Annotated in this window: 15 protein-coding genes; 14 read left to right on the top strand and 1 reads right to left on the bottom strand. The window is 52.6% G+C overall.

The genetic code is table 11. From position 1 onward, the window contains the following. Nucleotides 1-179 precede the first annotated feature (179 nt). Complete coding sequence (locus CRP01_RS42340) at nucleotides 180-326, bottom strand: hypothetical protein (protein WP_170110422.1); 147 nt, start codon at nucleotides 324-326, stop codon at nucleotides 180-182. Between the two features lie 286 nt (nucleotides 327-612). Between CRP01_RS42340 and CRP01_RS17845 the strand changes: the two genes are divergently transcribed. From CRP01_RS17845 to CRP01_RS17775, 14 genes are all read left to right on the top strand, one after another. Further along, the gene (locus CRP01_RS17845; protein ID WP_099151435.1) at nucleotides 613-1,377 is read left to right on the top strand and encodes a hypothetical protein; all 765 of its coding nucleotides are present in this window, start codon (nucleotides 613-615) and stop codon (nucleotides 1,375-1,377) included. A 260-nt stretch (nucleotides 1,378-1,637) separates the two neighbouring features. Beyond that, nucleotides 1,638-4,955 carry a S41 family peptidase gene (locus tag CRP01_RS17840; RefSeq protein WP_099151434.1) on the top strand — a complete coding sequence of 1,106 codons (3,318 nt, stop codon included), beginning with the start codon at nucleotides 1,638-1,640 and terminating at the stop codon, nucleotides 4,953-4,955. A gap of 77 nt (nucleotides 4,956-5,032) precedes the next feature. Further along, entirely contained in the window at nucleotides 5,033-6,016 is a 984-nt protein-coding gene (locus CRP01_RS17835) for a glycoside hydrolase family 43 protein (protein WP_099151454.1), read from the top strand. A gap of 128 nt (nucleotides 6,017-6,144) precedes the next feature. Beyond that, complete coding sequence (locus CRP01_RS17830; protein ID WP_099151433.1) at nucleotides 6,145-9,285, top strand: T9SS type A sorting domain-containing protein; 3,141 nt, start codon at nucleotides 6,145-6,147, stop codon at nucleotides 9,283-9,285. Between the two features lie 125 nt (nucleotides 9,286-9,410). Next, complete coding sequence (locus tag CRP01_RS17825) at nucleotides 9,411-10,940, top strand: cryptochrome/photolyase family protein (RefSeq protein ID WP_099151432.1); 1,530 nt, start codon at nucleotides 9,411-9,413, stop codon at nucleotides 10,938-10,940. Nucleotides 10,941-11,000: 60 nt separating this feature from the next. Beyond that, nucleotides 11,001-12,188: a retropepsin-like aspartic protease gene (locus CRP01_RS17820; RefSeq protein WP_099151431.1), complete on the top strand. Its 1,188-nt coding sequence runs from the start codon at nucleotides 11,001-11,003 to the stop codon at nucleotides 12,186-12,188. A 3-nt stretch (nucleotides 12,189-12,191) separates the two neighbouring features. After that, on the top strand, nucleotides 12,192-13,106 hold the full coding sequence (locus CRP01_RS17815) for a glutaminase (protein ID WP_099151430.1): 915 nt from the start codon (nucleotides 12,192-12,194) through the stop codon (nucleotides 13,104-13,106). 280 nt (nucleotides 13,107-13,386) lie between these two features. Next, nucleotides 13,387-13,785: a hypothetical protein gene (locus CRP01_RS17805; RefSeq protein ID WP_099151428.1), complete on the top strand. Its 399-nt coding sequence runs from the start codon at nucleotides 13,387-13,389 to the stop codon at nucleotides 13,783-13,785. A gap of 53 nt (nucleotides 13,786-13,838) precedes the next feature. Next, nucleotides 13,839-15,119: a D-arabinono-1,4-lactone oxidase gene (locus CRP01_RS17800; protein ID WP_099151427.1), complete on the top strand. Its 1,281-nt coding sequence runs from the start codon at nucleotides 13,839-13,841 to the stop codon at nucleotides 15,117-15,119. A 96-nt stretch (nucleotides 15,120-15,215) separates the two neighbouring features. Next, nucleotides 15,216-16,040: an SDR family NAD(P)-dependent oxidoreductase gene (locus CRP01_RS17795; protein ID WP_170110421.1), complete on the top strand. Its 825-nt coding sequence runs from the start codon at nucleotides 15,216-15,218 to the stop codon at nucleotides 16,038-16,040. A gap of 59 nt (nucleotides 16,041-16,099) precedes the next feature. After that, nucleotides 16,100-17,548 (top strand): flavin-containing monooxygenase, encoded by a 1,449-nt coding sequence (locus tag CRP01_RS17790; RefSeq protein ID WP_099151425.1) that lies wholly within the window; start codon nucleotides 16,100-16,102, stop codon nucleotides 17,546-17,548. 105 nt (nucleotides 17,549-17,653) lie between these two features. Then, nucleotides 17,654-18,052, top strand: coding sequence for a helix-turn-helix domain-containing protein (locus tag CRP01_RS17785; protein ID WP_099151424.1), 399 nt, complete (start codon nucleotides 17,654-17,656; stop codon nucleotides 18,050-18,052). A gap of 191 nt (nucleotides 18,053-18,243) precedes the next feature. Continuing rightward, the gene (locus CRP01_RS17780; RefSeq protein ID WP_099151423.1) at nucleotides 18,244-18,576 is read left to right on the top strand and encodes a hypothetical protein; all 333 of its coding nucleotides are present in this window, start codon (nucleotides 18,244-18,246) and stop codon (nucleotides 18,574-18,576) included. 214 nt (nucleotides 18,577-18,790) lie between these two features. Further along, the gene (locus CRP01_RS17775; RefSeq protein ID WP_099151422.1) at nucleotides 18,791-19,348 is read left to right on the top strand and encodes a Crp/Fnr family transcriptional regulator; all 558 of its coding nucleotides are present in this window, start codon (nucleotides 18,791-18,793) and stop codon (nucleotides 19,346-19,348) included. Nucleotides 19,349-19,356 lie beyond the last annotated feature (8 nt).

Raw genomic sequence — 19,356 nt, 5'->3', positions numbered from 1 at the left:
CGCTACGCTGTAGCTCTATGTATTTTCATCCCTTTGGGCTGAAAATAGGACGGTGCGCTGCACCTAATATTTGATGCAAGGTAGTTTGGTGCTGACCTGCTGGTGACAGTCAGGATTTCCAAATCGCTTTGGTCAGTATAGGTGCAGCGCACCGTCATAGGTCCAGATTAGAGCGTGATCTATTGTTCCAGGTGCAGCGCACCGCCATAGTTCCAGAATAGGACGGCACCCATTTTCCAGGTGCAGCGCACCGTCCTAATGATCAACTGCTGGAGGAATCCCAATATCTCCAGGGCTATGCCCTTCCCCGATTTGATCGCAATCATGCAGCTATAAATATTTCAGGGCTATGCCCTTATCCATGTCTAGCGGGGTAGCTGCGAAAATAATTGTAGATCAGTAAGGGGATTTGAATCAAAGTGCGTAGCCCTGGCCAGGTATTGATCTGGAATGTCCGTTTTCCTATTCCATTTACCGGACGCAACATAAAATGCTAATGTTGAGCTAAAGGGGTATTTGAGATAGACAACATGCGGGCTACAACAATTCCCAATAAAGATTATTTGCTTAACTTAACGCGGTCCCGGTTTATCTGATCAATAACAACACCTAATGCAAAGAATAGCTTTACCCATTACGCTGGGCCTGCTCACCCTGCTGATCGTCGGCTGTGGCCCCAGATTATTGATGAAACCCTACGATCTCGCCAAAGTACAACGCCTATACAGCGATGGCGTCGGCGATGCCGCCAAACCCCAGCCCTGGGAAATATCCAATCAGTTGGTGGCGATCACTCCCGAAAATGGACAGCTGGTCTGGAAAGAATTTGACGGCGAAAAATACCTGCTGGTCTCTTCCTGGAAGGAGGATACGATCTTCTATAAAAATGACGAAAAAACGGGTAAATACAATACCGGTAATTACCCGATCTGGGTAACGGCGGCACCGCAGTTACAGGATGTGTGCCGTACGCCCGCCTTCGGCCGCAAGGAAGGGCTGGATTTTCGACTCAAGCAATTGCTGGGCCTGCCGCCCAATGTGGAGAAGAAATATTTTGTGGAATTCTGGGTACGCGCGCAGGATGTGTTCCGGCCCTGCCCGGATGCGGAAATATCGGATTCCAACTGTGAACTGGCTTTTCCCGAAACGGCCACGGATGACCATAAGACCTGGATCAATGACCTGCGGCTGACATCCTATTACAACTCCAAATGGGACCGCAATTACCCCTGGACGGAACTGGGGTATACCTACGACTGGAATCCGAAGAACAAAACCAGGGTCGGCATGAGCGAATTTGTGATCGGCAAGAACAAAAATATCATTGTCCATGGCTTTCACACTACCGAAGCCTATTGCGCTTTGTCGAAAAAATAGTCCCCGTGTGGGATATAAAGCTATCATCGCGGCGATAGACGAATGTACTATAGTAGAGTCCCGTCCATTGTTCAAATTGCGATTGACCATCCAATCGTTGAATCATACAAATACGAACCATCACCGAGTGTGAGCTTGGTCCGGCCAACCGGTTTCGGATGAAAGCTAATTTCACAGGCAAATCTGCCGGGGCACCGGCATGATCTGTACCCGAACATTACCGGGCAGTGAAACATACTCTAACCAAAATCTTTAACCCGATGCGAAAGTTTACCACTTTTTCCTATTGTCTGCTCTTCGGCCTGCTGCTGACGGCCGGCGCTTTTACGGCTGAGGCCCAGGGCACCCGCTTGCTGCGGCAGCCGACCATCAGTGAGAATTACCTGGCCTTTGTATACGGCGGTGATATCTGGCGATCCGATCTGGACGGACAAAATGTGCGCCGTATTACCAGTACACCGGCGGTAGAGAGCGATCCCCATTTCTCGCCCGACGGCAAATGGCTGGCCTTTACCTCCAATCGTTCCGGCGGCAGTTCCGTTTACATCGTGCCCGTAGCGGGCGGCAATCCCACCCGGCTGACCTGGCATCCATCTGCTTCGGGTGTGCGGGGCTGGACCGCCGACGGCAAGCACGTGCTGTACGCCTCCACCCGGGAAAGTGCTCCGGTCTCCTACAACAAACTCTGGACGGTACCCGCAACGGGCGGCCCTTCCGTCAAGGTAAGTGAGCAGTGGGGCTACGACGGCTCTTACTCCGAAGATGGCAAGCGGATCATTATCGATAAAATGAGCCGTTGGGATACCGAATGGCGGGCCTACCGCGGCGGACAGAACACGCCGCTCATCCTGCTTGATTTGTCCAACCAGAGTGAAGTATTACTTCCCAACGAAAGCACCACGGACATTCAGCCGCTCTGGCTGGGCGACGAGATCTTTTTCCTATCAGATCGCGACTGGACCATGAACGTCTGGGCCTATTCCGTAGATGGCGGCCAGCTGCGGCAGGTAACGGATTTTAAAGCGACCGACGTCAAGTCGCTGGGTGGGCACGACGGTCAACTGATCGTGGAACAGAACGGTTACCTGCACACCGTAGACCCGGCTTCGGGCGATACCCGCCAGCTGGAGATCACCGTGATCGGAGATTTTCCCTGGGCGGAACCCAAATGGGAGGATGTGAGTTCCCGCGCTACCGCGGTATCGCTGTCCCCTTCGGGCAAACGGGCTCTGATGGAAGCGAGAGGCGAGATCTTTACCGTGCCGGTAGAGTACGGAGATCCCCGCAACCTGACCCAAAGTTCGGGTGCTGCCGACCGGAATCCGATCTGGTCGCCCAAGAAGGATCAGATCGCCTGGTTTTCCGATGCCGGGGGTAAAGGCTACGCTTTGCATCTGACCGATCAGGACGGGATGTCCGAATCCAAAACCATTTCGATCGGGGAATCCAAACTGGCCTGGGATCCGGTATGGTCACCCGATGGCGCCTACATTGCCTTCGTGGACGATGATGTACGCATTCAGGTCCTGGAACTGGAAAGCGGTAAGATCACCACGGCCGACGTCGGAGGGAACAACCTGGACCGCAGCCGTAGCGGTCTGGCCTGGGCGGCGGATTCCAAAAAACTGGCCTACGTCAAATCGGGCGAAAATAATTTCCGTCGGATCATGGTCTACGATCTGGATACCCAAAAAGCCCAGGCACTTACGGATCCCTTCGCCGATGCCTTCGCTCCGGCCTGGGATCGCGATCAGAAACACCTCTATTTCCTCGCCAGTACCGAACTGGCTTTGGGCTCGGGTTGGGCCAACACTAGTGCCATGCAGGCGGATCCGGATTACGCCGCCTACGTGATCGTGCTGCAGAAAGGAGAAGATTCCCCTTTTGTACCCCGCAGTGACGAGGAAGAGGTCGAAAAGGAGAAGAAGGAAGAAAAAGAGGAAGAGGCAGCGGAAAAGGAAGAAGAAAAAGAAGAGGATAAAGATAAAGACGATAAGGAAGCCGAAAAGGATAAAAAAGATAAAGAGAAAAAGCCGATCGTTATCGATTACGAGCAGGTGGAGCGGCGGACGATCGCCTTGCCGATGCCTACGGCCAACTACCGCAGTACGGTGGCCGGCCCCGAAGGGGTACTTTTCGTTACGGAACGCAAACCGGGCAGTTCCGGACTGGTCCTGCACAAATTCACTTTGAAAGAACGCAAAGCCAAAGAATTCGAGACCGGCGTTCGGCAGGTATCCGTTTCGGCTGATGCCAAAAAGATCCTGACCCAGACGGGCTCGGGCTGGAAGGTGAGCAATACCGGCGGCAACGATACCAAAGGCGGCAAGAGCCTGTCCGTTAAGTTGAATATGAAACTGGACCGGATGGCGGAATGGCGGCAGATGTTCGAAGAAGCCTGGCGCTACGAACGGGACTATTTCTACGATCCGGGCATGCACGGCCGCAACTGGCAGACGGTCTACGAGCGCTACGCACCGCTGGTACCCTACATTCGCCACCGCTCGGATCTTACGAGCATTCTCGATCAGATCAACGGAGAACTTTCCGTCGGGCACAGTTTCGTATTCGGCGGGGACTATCCCGAAACGGATCGGTCGGTCGTTGGTTTACTGGGTGCAGACCTGGAAGCCCACGACGGGCGCTGGCGCATCACCCGCATCTATACGACTGAAAGCTGGAACCCGACTCTTTCCAGTCCGCTGGATCGGCCGGGGCTCAAGGTGGAGACGGGCAATTACCTGGTCGGCGTCAATGGTCAGGAACTGACGGCGGATAGCAGCCCGTTCGAATGGCTGGACGGTACCGCCGGACGGCAAACCACCATTCACATCAACGACAAACCTTCTTTTGAGGGCGCCTGGACGGCGATCGTGGAGCCCATTCGCAGTGAAAATGCACTACGCCAGCGGGGTTGGGTAGAAGACAACCGGCGTCTGGTAGACCGCCTGTCCAACGGACGCCTGGCCTACATCTGGGTACCGAATACCAGTGGCGGTGGTTTTGTTTCTTTCAATCGCTACTACTTCGCCCAGCAGGATAAGGAAGGCGCGGTGATCGACGAGCGCTTCAACGGCGGTGGATTACTCGATGACTACATGGTGGATCTGATGACGCGCTCCCTGCGGGCGGCTATTACCAATGAGGTGCCGAACGGAAAAGCCTTCCGTTTACCGGCGGGTATCCTGGGACCCAAGGTGTTGCTGATCAACGAACGCGCGGGTTCCGGCGGGGATTTCTTCCCCTGGGTCTTCCGTCAGCAGGAAGCCGGGCCGCTGATCGGGGCACGTACCTGGGGAGGTTTGGTAAAATCTTCCGTACATTACGGCCTCGTTGACGGTGGTGCGCTGACGGCTCCGGATAATGCCGTTTTTGATCCGATCAACAATAAGTTCATCGGAGAAAATGAAGGTATCGCACCGGATATTCCCGTACGCCAGGACGCCAAAGCCCTGTCCGAAGGTCGCGATCCGCAACTGGAACGCGCCGTACAGGAAGTCCTGCGCATGCTGGAACAACAACGGACACCACAGGTCACGCCTCCGCCTTTCAACACACCGGCGGTGGAGAAGAAATAAGCAGGGTGGTGGGCAGTCGATTTTTCCCACTGCGGGAAATCGACTGCCCACCGACCTGAATGGAAAACAAAATCTACATGACGACACGAAACAACACGCTACTCGTACTGCTCACTTTGATCCTTTCGGTACAGGTATTATCCGCTCAGAAAACTTCTGGAAATCCGCTATTCGACGGCTGGTATGCCGATCCGGAAGGCACGGTATTCGGCAATCGGTATTTCATTTATCCCACCTATTCGGACGTTTACGAAAATCAGGTATTCATGGATGCCTTTTCCTCCCGCAACCTGATTAAGTGGAAAAAGCACGAACGCATCATTGATACTACGGCCGTGAAATGGGCCCACAAAGCCATGTGGGCGCCGGCGATTATTGAAAAGGACGGTCGTTATTTTCTGTTTTTTGCGGCCAACGATATCCAGAGCGACGAGGAAGCGGGCGGTATCGGGGTGGCCGTGGCCGACCGGCCGGAAGGTCCGTTCCGGGATTATCTTGGTAAACCTTTGCTGGACAAATTTCATAACGGCGCCCAGCCGATCGATCAGTTCGTTTTTAAGGATAAGGACGGACAGTACTATATGATCTACGGTGGCTGGCGGCACTGCAATATCGTCAAACTGAAAGATGATTTTACCGGGTTTGAACCCTACGAGGATGGAACCATCTTTCGCGAGATCACGCCCGATGAATACGTGGAAGGGCCATTTATGTTTATCCGGGACGGAAAGTACTATTTTATGTGGTCCGAAGGCGGTTGGGGCGGCCCTCACTATAAGGTCGCTTACGCCATTGCGGATTCGCCCTTTGGCCCTTTTGAAAGGATCGGGGTGGTGCTGCAGCAGGATCCGGAAGTGGCTACCGGTGCCGGGCACCATTCGCTGATCCAGGTACCGGATACGGACGAGTGGTACATCGTCTACCACCGTCGGCCGTTGTCCGAAACGCACCACAACCACCGGGCAACCTGTATGGACAAACTGGAATTTGACGAACAGGGACTGATCAAACCGGTGAAGATCACCTTTGAGGGGGTCGAGAAGCGGAAATTGAAGCGGTAGTTCTCCATCCGCGCTGCAATCGCGGTCCTGACCCTATTTTACCCCTACTTTGAACGATTCATCCCCCTGAAGCGGGCAATAATTTGAATACTTTGCTGAATATATTATAAACTGAAAAGCAAGGTATTATGAAATTATGCTTATCCTTCTTCAAAATTCTATCGATCCTATCGTTGATTACCACCCTGCAGATTGCCGCTCTGGCAACCACCTATTACGTCAGCAACGCAGGTGATGACAGCAACGATGGATTATCCTCAACCACGCCCTGGCAAACCCTGGATAAAGTCAGCAATGCCAATATCCAGCCGGGAGATGAGATCCTTTTCCGGCGGGGCGATGAGTTCATCGGTCAGCTGAAACCCACCTATTCCGGACAGGCCGGTTCTCTGATCACTTTTTCCGCCTACGGAACGGGGGATCAGCCGGTGCTCAACGGCTCCGGTGGCGCCGGTGGCGATCATCTCGCCGCCATTCTGATCAACAACGAAGAGTATTTCCGGATCGCTGATCTTGAGATCCAAAACGAACGCCTGGTATCCCGCAGTGGGGTCAGCGACGAAGAGTCCTTCGGCATTTACGTATTGAACGACGGCAATACCGTCATGCACCATTTTGAACTGGCTGATCTTACGGTAAAAAACGTATTTGCGATTACAACCCAGGGTGTCAGCTTCAATAGTTTGAAAGTCGCCGGCATCTATTTCCGCAGTGAAAGGAACACGGTATCCGGTCAGGAAAAACACATCAAGGACGTATGGCTGGAAGACAGCTATTTTACCCTGATCGGCAAATTCGGCTTTTGGTCCCAACACGCTGGTGGTGACGCCGGAGTGGGCAATGATTCGCTCAACCGGAATATGAATTACGTGCTGCGCAACAATCATTTCTATCAGACGGGCGGTTCCGGGATCACACCCGGAAAAACCTATAACTGCCTGGTAGAAAATAACCTGTTCGATTATCCCGGCTCCGATGTAGATGCACGCATGGCCAAAAGGGGGAGCGGGGCCTGGTTCTTTAGTTGTCGCAATGTCATTGCCCAGTACAATCAGACGTTTCACGCCCGGGGAGACAACGATTCCTACGGAATGCACATTGATTTCGGGAATAAGTACGTGCTGCTCCAGTACAATTACAGCGAAGACAACCAGGGTTTTGTGGAGATCCTGGGGGATAATCTGTACGCGACCTATCGATTCAACATCAGTGTGAATGACGGCTTGCGGGCCACCAAAGGGAATACCTTTTGGTTTTCGGACTACGCCGGCGGTGGCGGCGGTATCAAGTCCGACAGTATATTCGTCTACAACAATACCGTGTATGTGGATCAGAAGCCGAACGGCGAATTTCTCAAACCCGGTCTGCAACTCACTTCCCAGGACGCGCTGATCACCAATAACGCGATCTACGTCAGATCCGGAGCGCACGTCGGCTACAAACAATTCAACCGCGATAATTTGGTACTGGTAGATAACAATCTCTACCACGGCGACGTACGCAGTTCCAATTTTACCGATCAGGACGGCAACGCCTTATTTGAGAATCCGCTCTACCTGAACCCCGGTGCCCTGAATAACCCGGATGCCTATAAACTGGAAATGGGCAGTCCGGCCATCGATGCCGGAAAAGTTTTGACCGAACCCCTGTTCCCAATGGCCGGCAAGGGCATCTTTGCCAATATTTCCGCCAATGCGACGGAGGACTATTTCGGCAATGCCGTGGATGTGACTAATAGCGGATTCAATATCGGCGCATACAACGGTAGCGGGGAAACTTCGCAGGGGAACAATCCCATTCCTACGGGCCCGCAGTACGAAGCGGAAACGGCCGCGCTTTTCGGTGGCATAGAGATCACTTCCTGCAATGGCTTTTCCGACGGCGCAGCGGTAAAAGCGACGAGCCTAGGGGCCACCCAGGGGACCAAATTTGAGTACATCACGGCACCCGGGGACGGCACCTATGATCTGGATGTCCACTACTTAACCACGGCTAACGGCAGCTTCACCTATCAGGTCAATTCCGAAACCGCAGTGACGGAGAACGTCTCGGCGTCCGGATCTTTTTGTTACGAAGGGGGCTCCACCGCTGTGGCCACGATCTCCGTTCCCCTGGATTCCGGCTGGAATGCGATCACTTTCTACGATGCACCGATCATCGACTACGTAGAATTAGTGCTGACGACCGGCGGAACCTACGAAGCAGAGGACGCGACCTTATCCGGTACGGCCACGACGGCCAGTTGTGCTACCGCCTCTGGCAACCAAATGGTTAAGCTCATCGACAGCGGTACCGCCAATGGTTTGAGTTTCGATAATGTCTACGTGCCCACCGCCGGGGATTACCTGCTGACGGTGGATTACTTTGCGGTCAATTCCCGGACTTTTACCTATCAGGTCAATGGCGGGACGGCGCAGACGGATACCCTGGACGCTTCCGGTGGCTGGTGTTTCCAGGGCGGCAGTCCGGGCAGCCATAGTCTGGAGGTTACCTTGGTAGCCGGCTACAATACGATTTTCTTTTACGATTCGCCGATCATGGACAGGATCAGTGTCGGTGAACTGGCTGCTGGCGGGATCTTTGAGGCCGAGGAGGCCGTTTTGTCCGGTACGGCGGTGACGACGAGTTGCAATCTATTCTCGGGTGCAGAATCCGTGAAAAACCTTTCCGGGGGCAGTTCCAATGCAGTGACCTTTTCCGTTGATCTCAGCCTGGCCGGAGATTACGAACTAAGTCTGAGTTATACCACTACCAGTTCCAACACCATTACGGTGGACGTTAATGGCTCCGTGCAAACCGTAAACGTTGCGGCATCCGGGCAGTGGTGCTATCAGGGCGGCAGCCCGGCGGATCATACGTTCGCTGTCAGTCTGAATGCCGGCACCAATACGATCAAAGTGTACGATTCGCCCATCCTGGACAAGATCGGTATCGTACCAGATTCCGGAGGCTCCTTATTGGCACCGAACGCAATGAGCGGGATCAATGCCGCCATTAAAGAAGGAGACCGGAATTTCAAGCTGAAAATATTTCCCAATGGTGTGAAGCGGGGCCAGGTAGCCAATGTATTGCTGGACGGACCGGAACTGGACGGCGAATCGGTGACTGCCACAGTTTTCGATCTCAGTGGCCGCAGGGTGGTGGCTCCCTTTCGAGTGAATGGTAATCGCTTCGAACTTTCCACCGCCGACATCCGGCAGGCGGGGATCTATGTACTGCGGCTTCGGATCGCGGATCGAACCCTGGTGAAACGACTCATCGTTTTATAAGCGGCGTAAAAAAATGACAAACTGCAGGCTGGTCCGGCAAAGATGTGCCTGGCCGGCCTGCATCTGATTTCTGATGAACAAAAGGCGACCCTTTTCAGTTGGGTTACTGAAAATTTTAGTAACCCATGCCCAAGACTTTAAGATTGATCCTGGGAGATCAGTTGAACCACAAGCACTCCTGGTTTTCCAGTCCCGATGACAGTGTGACCTACGTATTGATGGAAATGCGTCAGGAAACCGATTACGTCTTGCACCACATTCAGAAAGTGGTCGCCTTTTTTGCCGCCATGCGCGAGTTCGCCGCCTGGCTGGAAGAGCGGGGGCACCGGGTGGTTTATTATAAACTGGACGACGCAGAGAATCAGCAGGATCTCACCAGAAATCTGGATCAGCTCATTGATCAGCACGGCTTTGAACGTTTTGAATACCTACTGCCGGACGAATACCGGCTGGATGAGCAGTTGAGGAAATACGCAGGAAAGCTCTCTCTGGAAACCGCGGCCCGGGATACCGAGCACTTTATCACCCAAAGATCGGACCTGCGGGAATTCTTCGGAGATAAGAATTACCTGATGGAGACTTTCTACCGCGACATTCGCAAAAAACACGGCTGGCTGATGACCGGCAGCGGCCCGGAAGGCGGCAAGTGGAATTACGACCACCAAAACCGGAAATCGTTGCCTAAAAATGTGGAGGTAGTTACGCCCCGCACTTTTCGGAATGATGTGTCCGACATCGTGGAACTTCTGGAAAAAGAAGGCGTGAAAACCTTCGGTTCCATCGATCCGGAAAAATTTATCTGGCCCGTCAACCGGGAGCAATCCCTTACCGTACTGCGATTTTTCCTGGATGAATGTTTTGCCAACTTCGGCGATTATCAGGATGCGATGCATACCGACCACTGGTCGATGTTCCATTCCCGGGTTTCCTTTGCGATGAACAGTAAATTGATCAGTCCGACCGAAGTCGTAGAACGTGCCATCGCCTATTACCGGGAAAACGACTCGGTAGAGCTGGCGGCCGTCGAAGGTTTCGTGCGGCAGATCATCGGCTGGCGGGAATTTATGCGTGGCGTGTACTGGGCCAAAATGCCGGATTACGAAACGGAAAATTACCTCAATCACCGGCGGCATCTGCCGGAATTTTACTGGACTGGCAAAACCAAGATGAATTGCCTGCACCACGCGATCGACCAATCGCTGGAACACGCCTACGCCCACCACATCCAGCGCCTGATGATCACCGGGAATTTTGCTTTACTGGCCAATATCGATCCCGATCCGGTGGATGACTGGTACCTCGGCATTTACATCGATGCCATTCAGTGGGTGGAACTGCCCAATACCCGCGGCATGAGCCAGTTTGCCGACGGTGGTCTGGTGGCCACCAAGCCCTACATCAGTTCGGCCAATTACATCAATAAGATGAGCAACTACTGCAAGGGCTGCCATTACGATCACAAAGAAAAAACGGGCGAAAAAGCCTGTCCTTTCAATTCCCTTTACTGGAACTTCCTGATGCGGCACGAGGAAAAATTTGCGGATAACGGACGCATGAATATGATGTACAGCCTGCTCAACCGGAAGAGTTCGGAGGAAAAGGAAGCATTGATCCGGCAGGCGGAATCCTACCTGCGGCGGATCGACGAGCTTTGATGCCCTTTTCGGACCCGGCCCGGCTTTGGGGATGTGCACCAGAGTCCTTACCTTTCCGGCATGATCCGATGTAGTCTGTTTTTGCTCTTTTGTTTTCTGCTTTCCACCTGTACGGTTTCTTATCTCGATAGCGGCCAGCTTATTCCGGCGGCACAGGAGCCCGTAGCTATGGATTTTCAACTGGAAGGAGATCTGATCCTGATCCAGGCGGAAGTCAACGGCCGCAGTGGTACTTTTTTACTGGACAACGGCTTCTCCATGAGTGCGCTGGACCCGGAATTTGCCCGCAAGGCCGGAGTCACCTTTCACGATAAAGGCGGCCTGCGGGACGCTAATAATCAACGCATGGAAATTCTCAAAACCATCGTGGATACAGTACGGATCGAGGGCCAGACTTTTGTAGGCACCGGATTTTACGAGATCGAGACCAGTACCTTTTTTCCCTGTTACCCGGTCGACGGGATCATCGGGGCGACGATTATGAATAAGATCAACTGGGAACTGGATTTTGCGGCCCAACGTCTACGGCTGTCATCGGTTCCTTTCGAAAAACCGGGCATCCGCTGGGCGGTTGACTTTATTGATAATAACAGCACGCTGGTCAAACTAAGCTTTCGGGATAAAACGGTGAAAGCCAAGATCGACCTGGGCAGCACCGGTGGGATCAAACTGGATACGGAACACTTCCGGGATGCTTTTTCCGGAACCAGCGTGGTTAAAAGAATGGGCCGATTTTCCCTCTCGGCGGCCGGCTTGGGGGGTGAAGAGACCGCCTACGAAACGGCTTCCGTGCTGCCGGTCGGATACCAGGAAGAGGAGATGCCGCGGGGTGCCCGGCTGGAACTCCGAAGTGGACTAAAATATCCGGCTTACGTCGGTCTGGAATACCTCCGCAATTACGATCTGGTGATCAACTCAACGGCCGGGCACTATATTTTGACTCCCGTTGCCGGGGAAGAATTGCCGGATCAGCTTCGTTCGTACGGACTGGCCATTTATCAGATCGATGGGACCTGGCGGGTGATCCTGCTTACTGCCGGTGATCCGCTTCTGAGTAAGGTGCAGATCATGGACGAAGTGGAGGAACTGGACGGAGCGCCCATGAGCCGTTTCCCGGATATTTGTGCCTATAAGGATTATCTGGCGACCAAAGTCGACCAGCAGGCGCCCCTGAATATTGTACTGAATCGCACCGGCGAAAGGCTCGAATTGCCCTACCGGCCGGAACAAACCATGAATTTACGCTAAGCAATGGACTGTCAAAAAATAATTGATCGGGTATACGCCGAAGTTAAGGCCGGTGAGAACCTGGGCCAGGTAGCGGCCTACATCCCCGAACTGAGCAAGATCGATCCGGACAGATTCGGCATCTGTCTCACAAGCATCGACGGCCGGCAGTACCGGGCCGGAGATGCCGAGGAGCCTTTCTCGATTCAAAGTATTGCCAAGGTGCTGTCGCTGAGCCTGGCCTTCGCCTGTATCGGCGAACCGATCTGGAAACGGGTGGACGTGGAACCTTCCGGAACGGCCTTCAATTCGCTGCTGCAACTGGAATCGGAGAACGGCATCCCGCGTAATCCGCTGATCAATGCGGGAGCCATCGTCGTTTGTGATATCCTTTGCGGCTATTTTCGGGAACCGAAAAAGGAACTGATCAATTTCATTCGCCGGGCCGCCAACCAACCGGATATTGACTATGCGGCGGATATTGCTGCCTCCGAAAAGTCCACCGGTTATCGCAATTTTGCCCTGATCAACTACCTGAAATCCTTCGGAAACATTCACAACGATATCGACCAGGTGATCGATCTGTATTTTAACTTGTGTTCCATCAAAATGAATTGTGTGGAATTATCCCACACCTTCTTATTTTTAGCCAATAACGGCGTGCAACTCGAAAGCGGAGAAACGCTACTGGACAGTAGCCGGACAAAACGGATCAACGCCATCATGCAGACCTGCGGCTTCTACGATGAGGCCGGGGAATTCGCCTACCGGGTGGGCCTGCCGGGCAAGAGCGGAGTAGGAGGGGGGATCACGGCGATCCTTCCGAATGAATACGCCATTGCGGTCTGGAGCCCGCGCCTGAATAAGAAAGGGAATTCCTACCGGGGGATGAAATTTCTGGAACGCTTTACGACGGAGACGGAGTCTTCGATTTTTTAAATGTGTTAACGTGGAAATGTGCTAAAGTGTGAAGGTGGAAATGTGGAAATGTGTTGAAGTGTTGGGGTGGGAATGTGTTAAGGTGTTAAGGTGGGTAATTGGACAGTTAGAAGTTGACAATGAGCTTAGGGGCTCGACGGTGCTTTGTGTTGTTTATTTTCAAGGAGCCTGGTTAAAGAATGAAGTGATTCCTTCTGATTATTGGCTGTTAGCCGAAAATAAAACGGACTCCCAGAGGTAAATGATCACGTAATCAAATTGCTTTCTAATCTATAAAAATATGCAATACCGTGTCCTGTTCTTTGTACTGTTGTTGGCCGCTTGTAATTCGACCAAAAAATTGCGGCAGCCCGATCTAAGTCGCCTGAACGGCAAATGGGAACTGGCCTGTAGCGGGCCCATCGATCAGCCCGATGCGCTGGATTGTCCGGAGATGAAGGGGGCACAGAACATCAGTTTTGATCCCGCCGGCAACACGGGACGCTTCAACTACGAGCTCCCCGGACAGGAACTGAATGTCGACTTTAAGATGCTGGTGGAAGACGGTAAATGTTTCCTTTACTACGTAGACGATCAGGGAAATACGAGTAAAGGGGAGATCGTCCGGCTGAATGACCAGGAATTGGTCCTGCACTACGCTAAAGAGGGGATCATGACGGTGCAGAAAAGGGCGAAATAAAAAAGAGCGGAGCGCACTCTGGCTTTGATCAACGTCACCTGAATCCTGATAATATGCAAAACTGGTCCAAACGGATAAGCTGGCAACCGGGCGAAGTACTGTACCCCCGCAGTGAAGCGGAGATCCAGCAGATCATTCTGCGAGCTGCCGGGAGCGGAAAAAATGTGCGCACCATCGGCACGGGCCATTCCTTTAATCCGCTTTGGGTGACGGAAGATATCCTCATCAGTTTGGATGCCTACCAGGGGCTGGTGACGGTAGATCCGGAAACGGGTCTGGTGGTCGTTAAGGCCGGTACCAAGCTCCGGCAACTCGGGGAACTGCTCTTTGCTCACGGCCTGGCCATGGAAAACCTGGGGGATATCGACGCCCAGTCCATTGCCGGTACCATCAGCACGGGTACTCACGGAACGGGTTTGGATTTCGGTACCATCAGTACGCAAGTGCGGGCGATCCGTCTGGTCAACGGTCGCGGCGAGATTGTCCGGTGTTCCGCTATCGAAAATCCGGAATTATTCCGGGCCGCCCAGGTTTCCCTCGGTAGTCTGGGCGTGATCACGGAGATCACTCTGCAGTGCGTGCCGGCCTACAAACTGGAACTCTGGAGCCGTAAGGAAGAACTCTCCGCCGTACTCAACAGCTGGCAGGATCGGCATCGCGACAATCGCAATTTTGAATTCTACTGGTTCCCCTACACCCAGGAAGCCTGGACCAAAACCGCCAATCTGGCCGATGAGCAGCCCGATAAAGTAGGCATGGCCAATTATCTGACGGAATATTTTCTGGAAAACTACGTTTTTCAGGTCCTGTGCGAAGCGGCGACCCGTTTTCCCGGACTGAACAAATCGGTCGCCCGGATATCGTCGGGGTCCATTCCCACGGTGCGCAAGGTGTACCACAGTCATAAAGTCTACGCTACCCAACGCCTGGTGCGCTTTAACGAGATGGAATACAACATCCCGCTGGAGGCCCACGAAATGGTATTCGGCGAGATCGTCCGCACCATCACTAAAAGAAATTACCGCATTCATTTTCCGATTGAGAACCGGGTGGTGAAGGGCGATCGTATACCCCTTAGCCCGGCTTTCGGCCGGGATTCAGCCTACATCGCCTGCCACGTTTACCACAAAAAAGAATGGGAACCTTTCTTTCGTGATATGGAAGCGATTTTCCTGGCGCACGGCGGCCGCCCACACTGGGGAAAGATCCATTTCCTGGAGGCGGAACAACTGGCCGACCGGTATCCCGAATTTGCGGCCTTCCGCCAATTGCGGGCAGAACAGGACCCGGAGGGGATCTTTTTGAATGGCTATCTGCGGGAGCTGTTGGGTTGAGGAAAAAATATCTTTTACCTTCGGTAGGGCGATCGGCGGCTCGTAGCTGCAATGTTCCGCTCTATTGTGCACGGATCTAAAAATCAAACTGATCGGATGAAAAACTTTGCCAATAAGATCGTAGTGATCACCGGCGCCGGATCGGGCATCGGAAGAGCCCTGGCTTTGGCCTTTGGTAAACTCGGAGCAAAACTGGTGTTGAATGATTATTCGGAAACCACCTTAAATGAAACGCTGGAAAAACTGCGCGCGCTGAACTACTCGTGCATCCACCATGCGGTCTTTGATGTTTCCGACGAAGCGGCAATGTTTGGATTCGCCGCGGACATTAAACGAGATCACGGCAAGGCCTCCGTAGTGATCAATAATGCCGGGATTGCCGGTTCGGCCGAGCTTTCCGTGAATACGCCGATCGACATCTACCGGCGCGTTATGGACATCAATTTTTACGGGATGTTGTACGGCTGCAAAGCTTTTATGGATCAATTGCTGGAGAATGAGGAGGGCGCTATCGTTAATATGTCCAGCATTTACGGATTGATGGGCGTGCCGCGGAATACGGACTATTGTGCCAGTAAGTTTGCCGTCCGGGGCTATACCGAAGCCCTGTCTGTTGAGTTGTACCAGTCACCGGTCTCCGTGCACTGTGTACACCCGGGAGGCATCAAAACCAATATCCTTAGCTCGCTGCCGGGCAACAAACAGTTGGGGAAATTCAAGGATCGTTTTCTCACCACTCCACCGGAGGATCTGGCCGCAAGGATCATTAAAGGGATCGTGAAAAATGAACCCCGCATCGTTTACGGGAATCAGTCCTTCGGCGCGTGGCTGGGCAGCAGGCTGCTGTCCAAACGATCGCAGGATAAGATCCTGTGGAAGCGGTTTCGGAAAATTCTGGTTGATAAGCCGGCAAATCGTTAGTGGTAAAGTCGGCCGGTCTTCAGTATAGGCCATAAAGGCCCTGTAAAACGTCACAGTAAATGGAACCATTGGATTACGATATCATCATTGTCGGAGCCGGAATTTCCGGGATCGGTAACGCATATTGGTTGCAACGGAAATGCCCCGGAAAAAGGATCGCTATTCTGGAGGCCAGAGATGCCATCGGTGGCACCTGGTCTTTGTTCAACTACCCGGGCATCCGGTCGGATTCGGATATGTTTACCTTCGGCTATCGATTTAAACCGTGGACCGATCCGCAGGCGCTTTCGAGCGGCGCGAGCATCAGAGCCTACATACAGGAAACGGTAGCGGAAAACGATCTCGAACAATACATCCGGTTTCGCCACAAGATGACCCATGCGGACTGGTCGGAAGAGCGACAGGGATGGATCCTGGATGTGGAAACTGAGCGGGGGAAGATCCAAATGAGCACTCGTTTTCTGAGTATCTGCACCGGTTACTACAACTATAAAGAAGCCTACCGTCCGTCCTTCCCGGGAGAAGAAACCTTCCCGGGCCCGATCATTATCCCTCAATTCTGGCCCCAGGACCTCGACTATCGGGGCAAGTCGATCGCCATTGTCGGGAGCGGTGCAACGGCCATTACCCTGGTTCCGGCTTTAACCGAAAGGGGCGCCGGGCAGGTGACTATGGTACAACGGTCGCCCACCTACGTGGTGAGCATGCCCAACAAAGCAAGATCCTACGAAAAATGGCAAAAATGGATGCCGCTACGCTGGGCCTACCGGGCGGCCCGGATCAAGTACCTCCTGCTCCAGCTCATCTCTTTCGGATTTTCCAGAATGTTTCCCAGGACTATGAAGAAGTTCTTCATGAAAATGGCGGCACAGCAATTACCGGAAGGTTATCCGGTGGACAAGCATTTCAACCCGACTTACAATCCCTGGGAGCAAAGGCTTTGTGTCGTACCCGACGGGGACTTATTCCAGGCCATTAAAAAGGACAATGCCGCAATCGTTACCGGCACCATCAGCACCTTTATGCCCGAAGGCATCCGCATGGCCGATGGGGAATTGGTGACGGCCGATATCATTGTACTCGCTACCGGGCTGAACATCCAATTGCTGGGTGGAGCCTCCATCTCCGTGGATGGGCAACCGATTGATCCGAAGAATTCAATGGTTTACAAGGGAATGATGATGAGTGGCATCCCCAATTTTATGTACTCCTTTGGCTATACCAATGCCTCCTGGACCCTGAAGGTGGATCTAACCGCCAACTACCTGTGCAAACTGATCCGGTTTATGGATCGCATGGATTACACCAGTGTTGTGCCCATTGCTCCGGAAAACCCGGACGGGACGGAGTTCCTGAATTTAAGTTCCGGCTACATCCAGCGAGCCAAAGCTATTTTACCGAAAAACGGCACCCGGAGACCCTGGAGGGTTTATCAGAGTTATCCCATGGATATGTTAGCCACCCGGTATATGGGGATTGCCGATAAGCATTTAAAGTTCAGGCGATAGGTCCTGACCCATTTCTGAGAAAAGTATTGGTGAAATTAAAATATGACCTCCTATGTTTTTGAAATTGAGTTTGTTATATTTGGTTGTAGATAAAACCCAGGCGGCATGAAAAAAGGTAAAGTTAAACTAGGCGTTCAGCACGTAGATGGCGAACAGGTGATGATCAGAGACTCCTGTTTCCACGAAGTAGAAGAATTTATCGCCAGTAATATTCACGATCCTTCCCTGATCAGCACCAGCGCCCTGGCCGAGCGTTTTAACTATAGTCCTTCCCAGTTTTCCCGAAGATTTAAAGCGGTAGCCCACAAAAGCGTTAAGGAATACGTGATTGACGCCAAGATGGAAAAAGCCAAAGAATTGCTCAGAACGGTGAATTTGAGTATCACGGACATTGCCTATCAGCTGGGGTATACGACGCCCTTTTATTTCACCAATGTATTCACCAAACAGAACGGCATTTCTCCTTCCGCCTACCGAAAAAAGTTCTCCGATTTTAGCCGGTAGGTTGCGGCGAACTTTATCGAATCGCAGTATCTCCCGCCCGGAAAGATCCCGATCGGTAGCTATTATTTGAGCCACGATGCGCGAAAATCATAGGGTTTTGCGCGAAAATCATAGGTCAGAACGAGCTATCCCCCTCTACCTTTGTCTTGTTCAATTTTTAAAACGGTTTCTAAAACCTAAAAAGAGAAATTATGAAAGTGCAAGACAGTAATGCAAGCGGTCAGTTGGTTCACCTGGTTACTTTGAAGTGTAAAGACGAAGAACACGCCACCCAATGTCTGGCCGCCCTGGCCAATTACGGTAAGCCTGATGCCCTGTCATTCAATTGTTTATCTTACGAATACGGACTGAAATCGGGCACCACCGATACGGTCTATCTGGTCGAACGCTGGAACCAATGGGAAGACCTGGATGCGCTGCTGCAGGCGAAAGTAGTACCGGCCATCCCCATGTACAATCAACTCCTGGCAACCCCCTTTAATCCGGCGACGGATACTTTGCGCATCGAGCTGGCCGATGCCTGAGGATGCCTGTCTGATCTCCAGAAAGATCAATCGGCTGCTATGCGATCAGCCGGAGCGCAGCTTCGGCCGACCGCATACCTGGACCGTTCACTTCGCAAAAAATGTAAACCGCATTCTCCGGTATGAACTTTTTGCCCCTTAGCACCTTATCTGTGGGTTGGACCTTTCATAGTGCCCAGGGCCTACACCGGGCCGACAGTAAACTAAGTGCTAAATGAAAATGATCGAAACGCTCCGGTCGCGGATCGACTTACCGGATGATATCTGTCAAATTTTGTTGCGTGCTGCGATCAAAAGAGAGGTCGGGAAGAATAACATCCTGTTCCAGCCGCCACGGGTGAACCGAAAATGCCTGTTTATCGAAGCGGGTCTGGTGCGCGGCTATAAGCTGATCGACGGAAAAGATTATACCCACCATTTTTTTACGCCGGGCTGGTTCGCTACGGATTTTGAAAGCTTTATTTCCAATCGCCCCGCTTCGCTTTATATCGAGACCCTGACCCGGTGCAGTTATCTGGAATTCGATCGGGAAGTCTTGTACCGGCTGTACGAAGAGCACCATGCTCTGGAAAAGCTCGGAAGGATCATTGCCGAAAAGGCCTACCTGTTTACTGTGGAAAAACTGACCGATTTGCAAACACTCGATCTGAAAGGCCGGTACCAGAACCTCACCCGAAAAAATCCCGAACTGTTCCGACAGGTACCCCAGAAATACATCGCTTCCTATCTGGGCGTTTCCGAACAAAGCCTGAGCCGGATCAAGGGAAGGTGATTTCTTAA

The organism is Flavilitoribacter nigricans DSM 23189 = NBRC 102662 (assembly GCF_002646595.1).
GTDB classification, from domain to species: domain Bacteria; phylum Bacteroidota; class Bacteroidia; order Chitinophagales; family Saprospiraceae; genus Flavilitoribacter; species Flavilitoribacter nigricans.
Note: the sequence above shows the minus strand (reverse complement) of the source record. Positions and strands in the feature narration are given on the sequence as shown.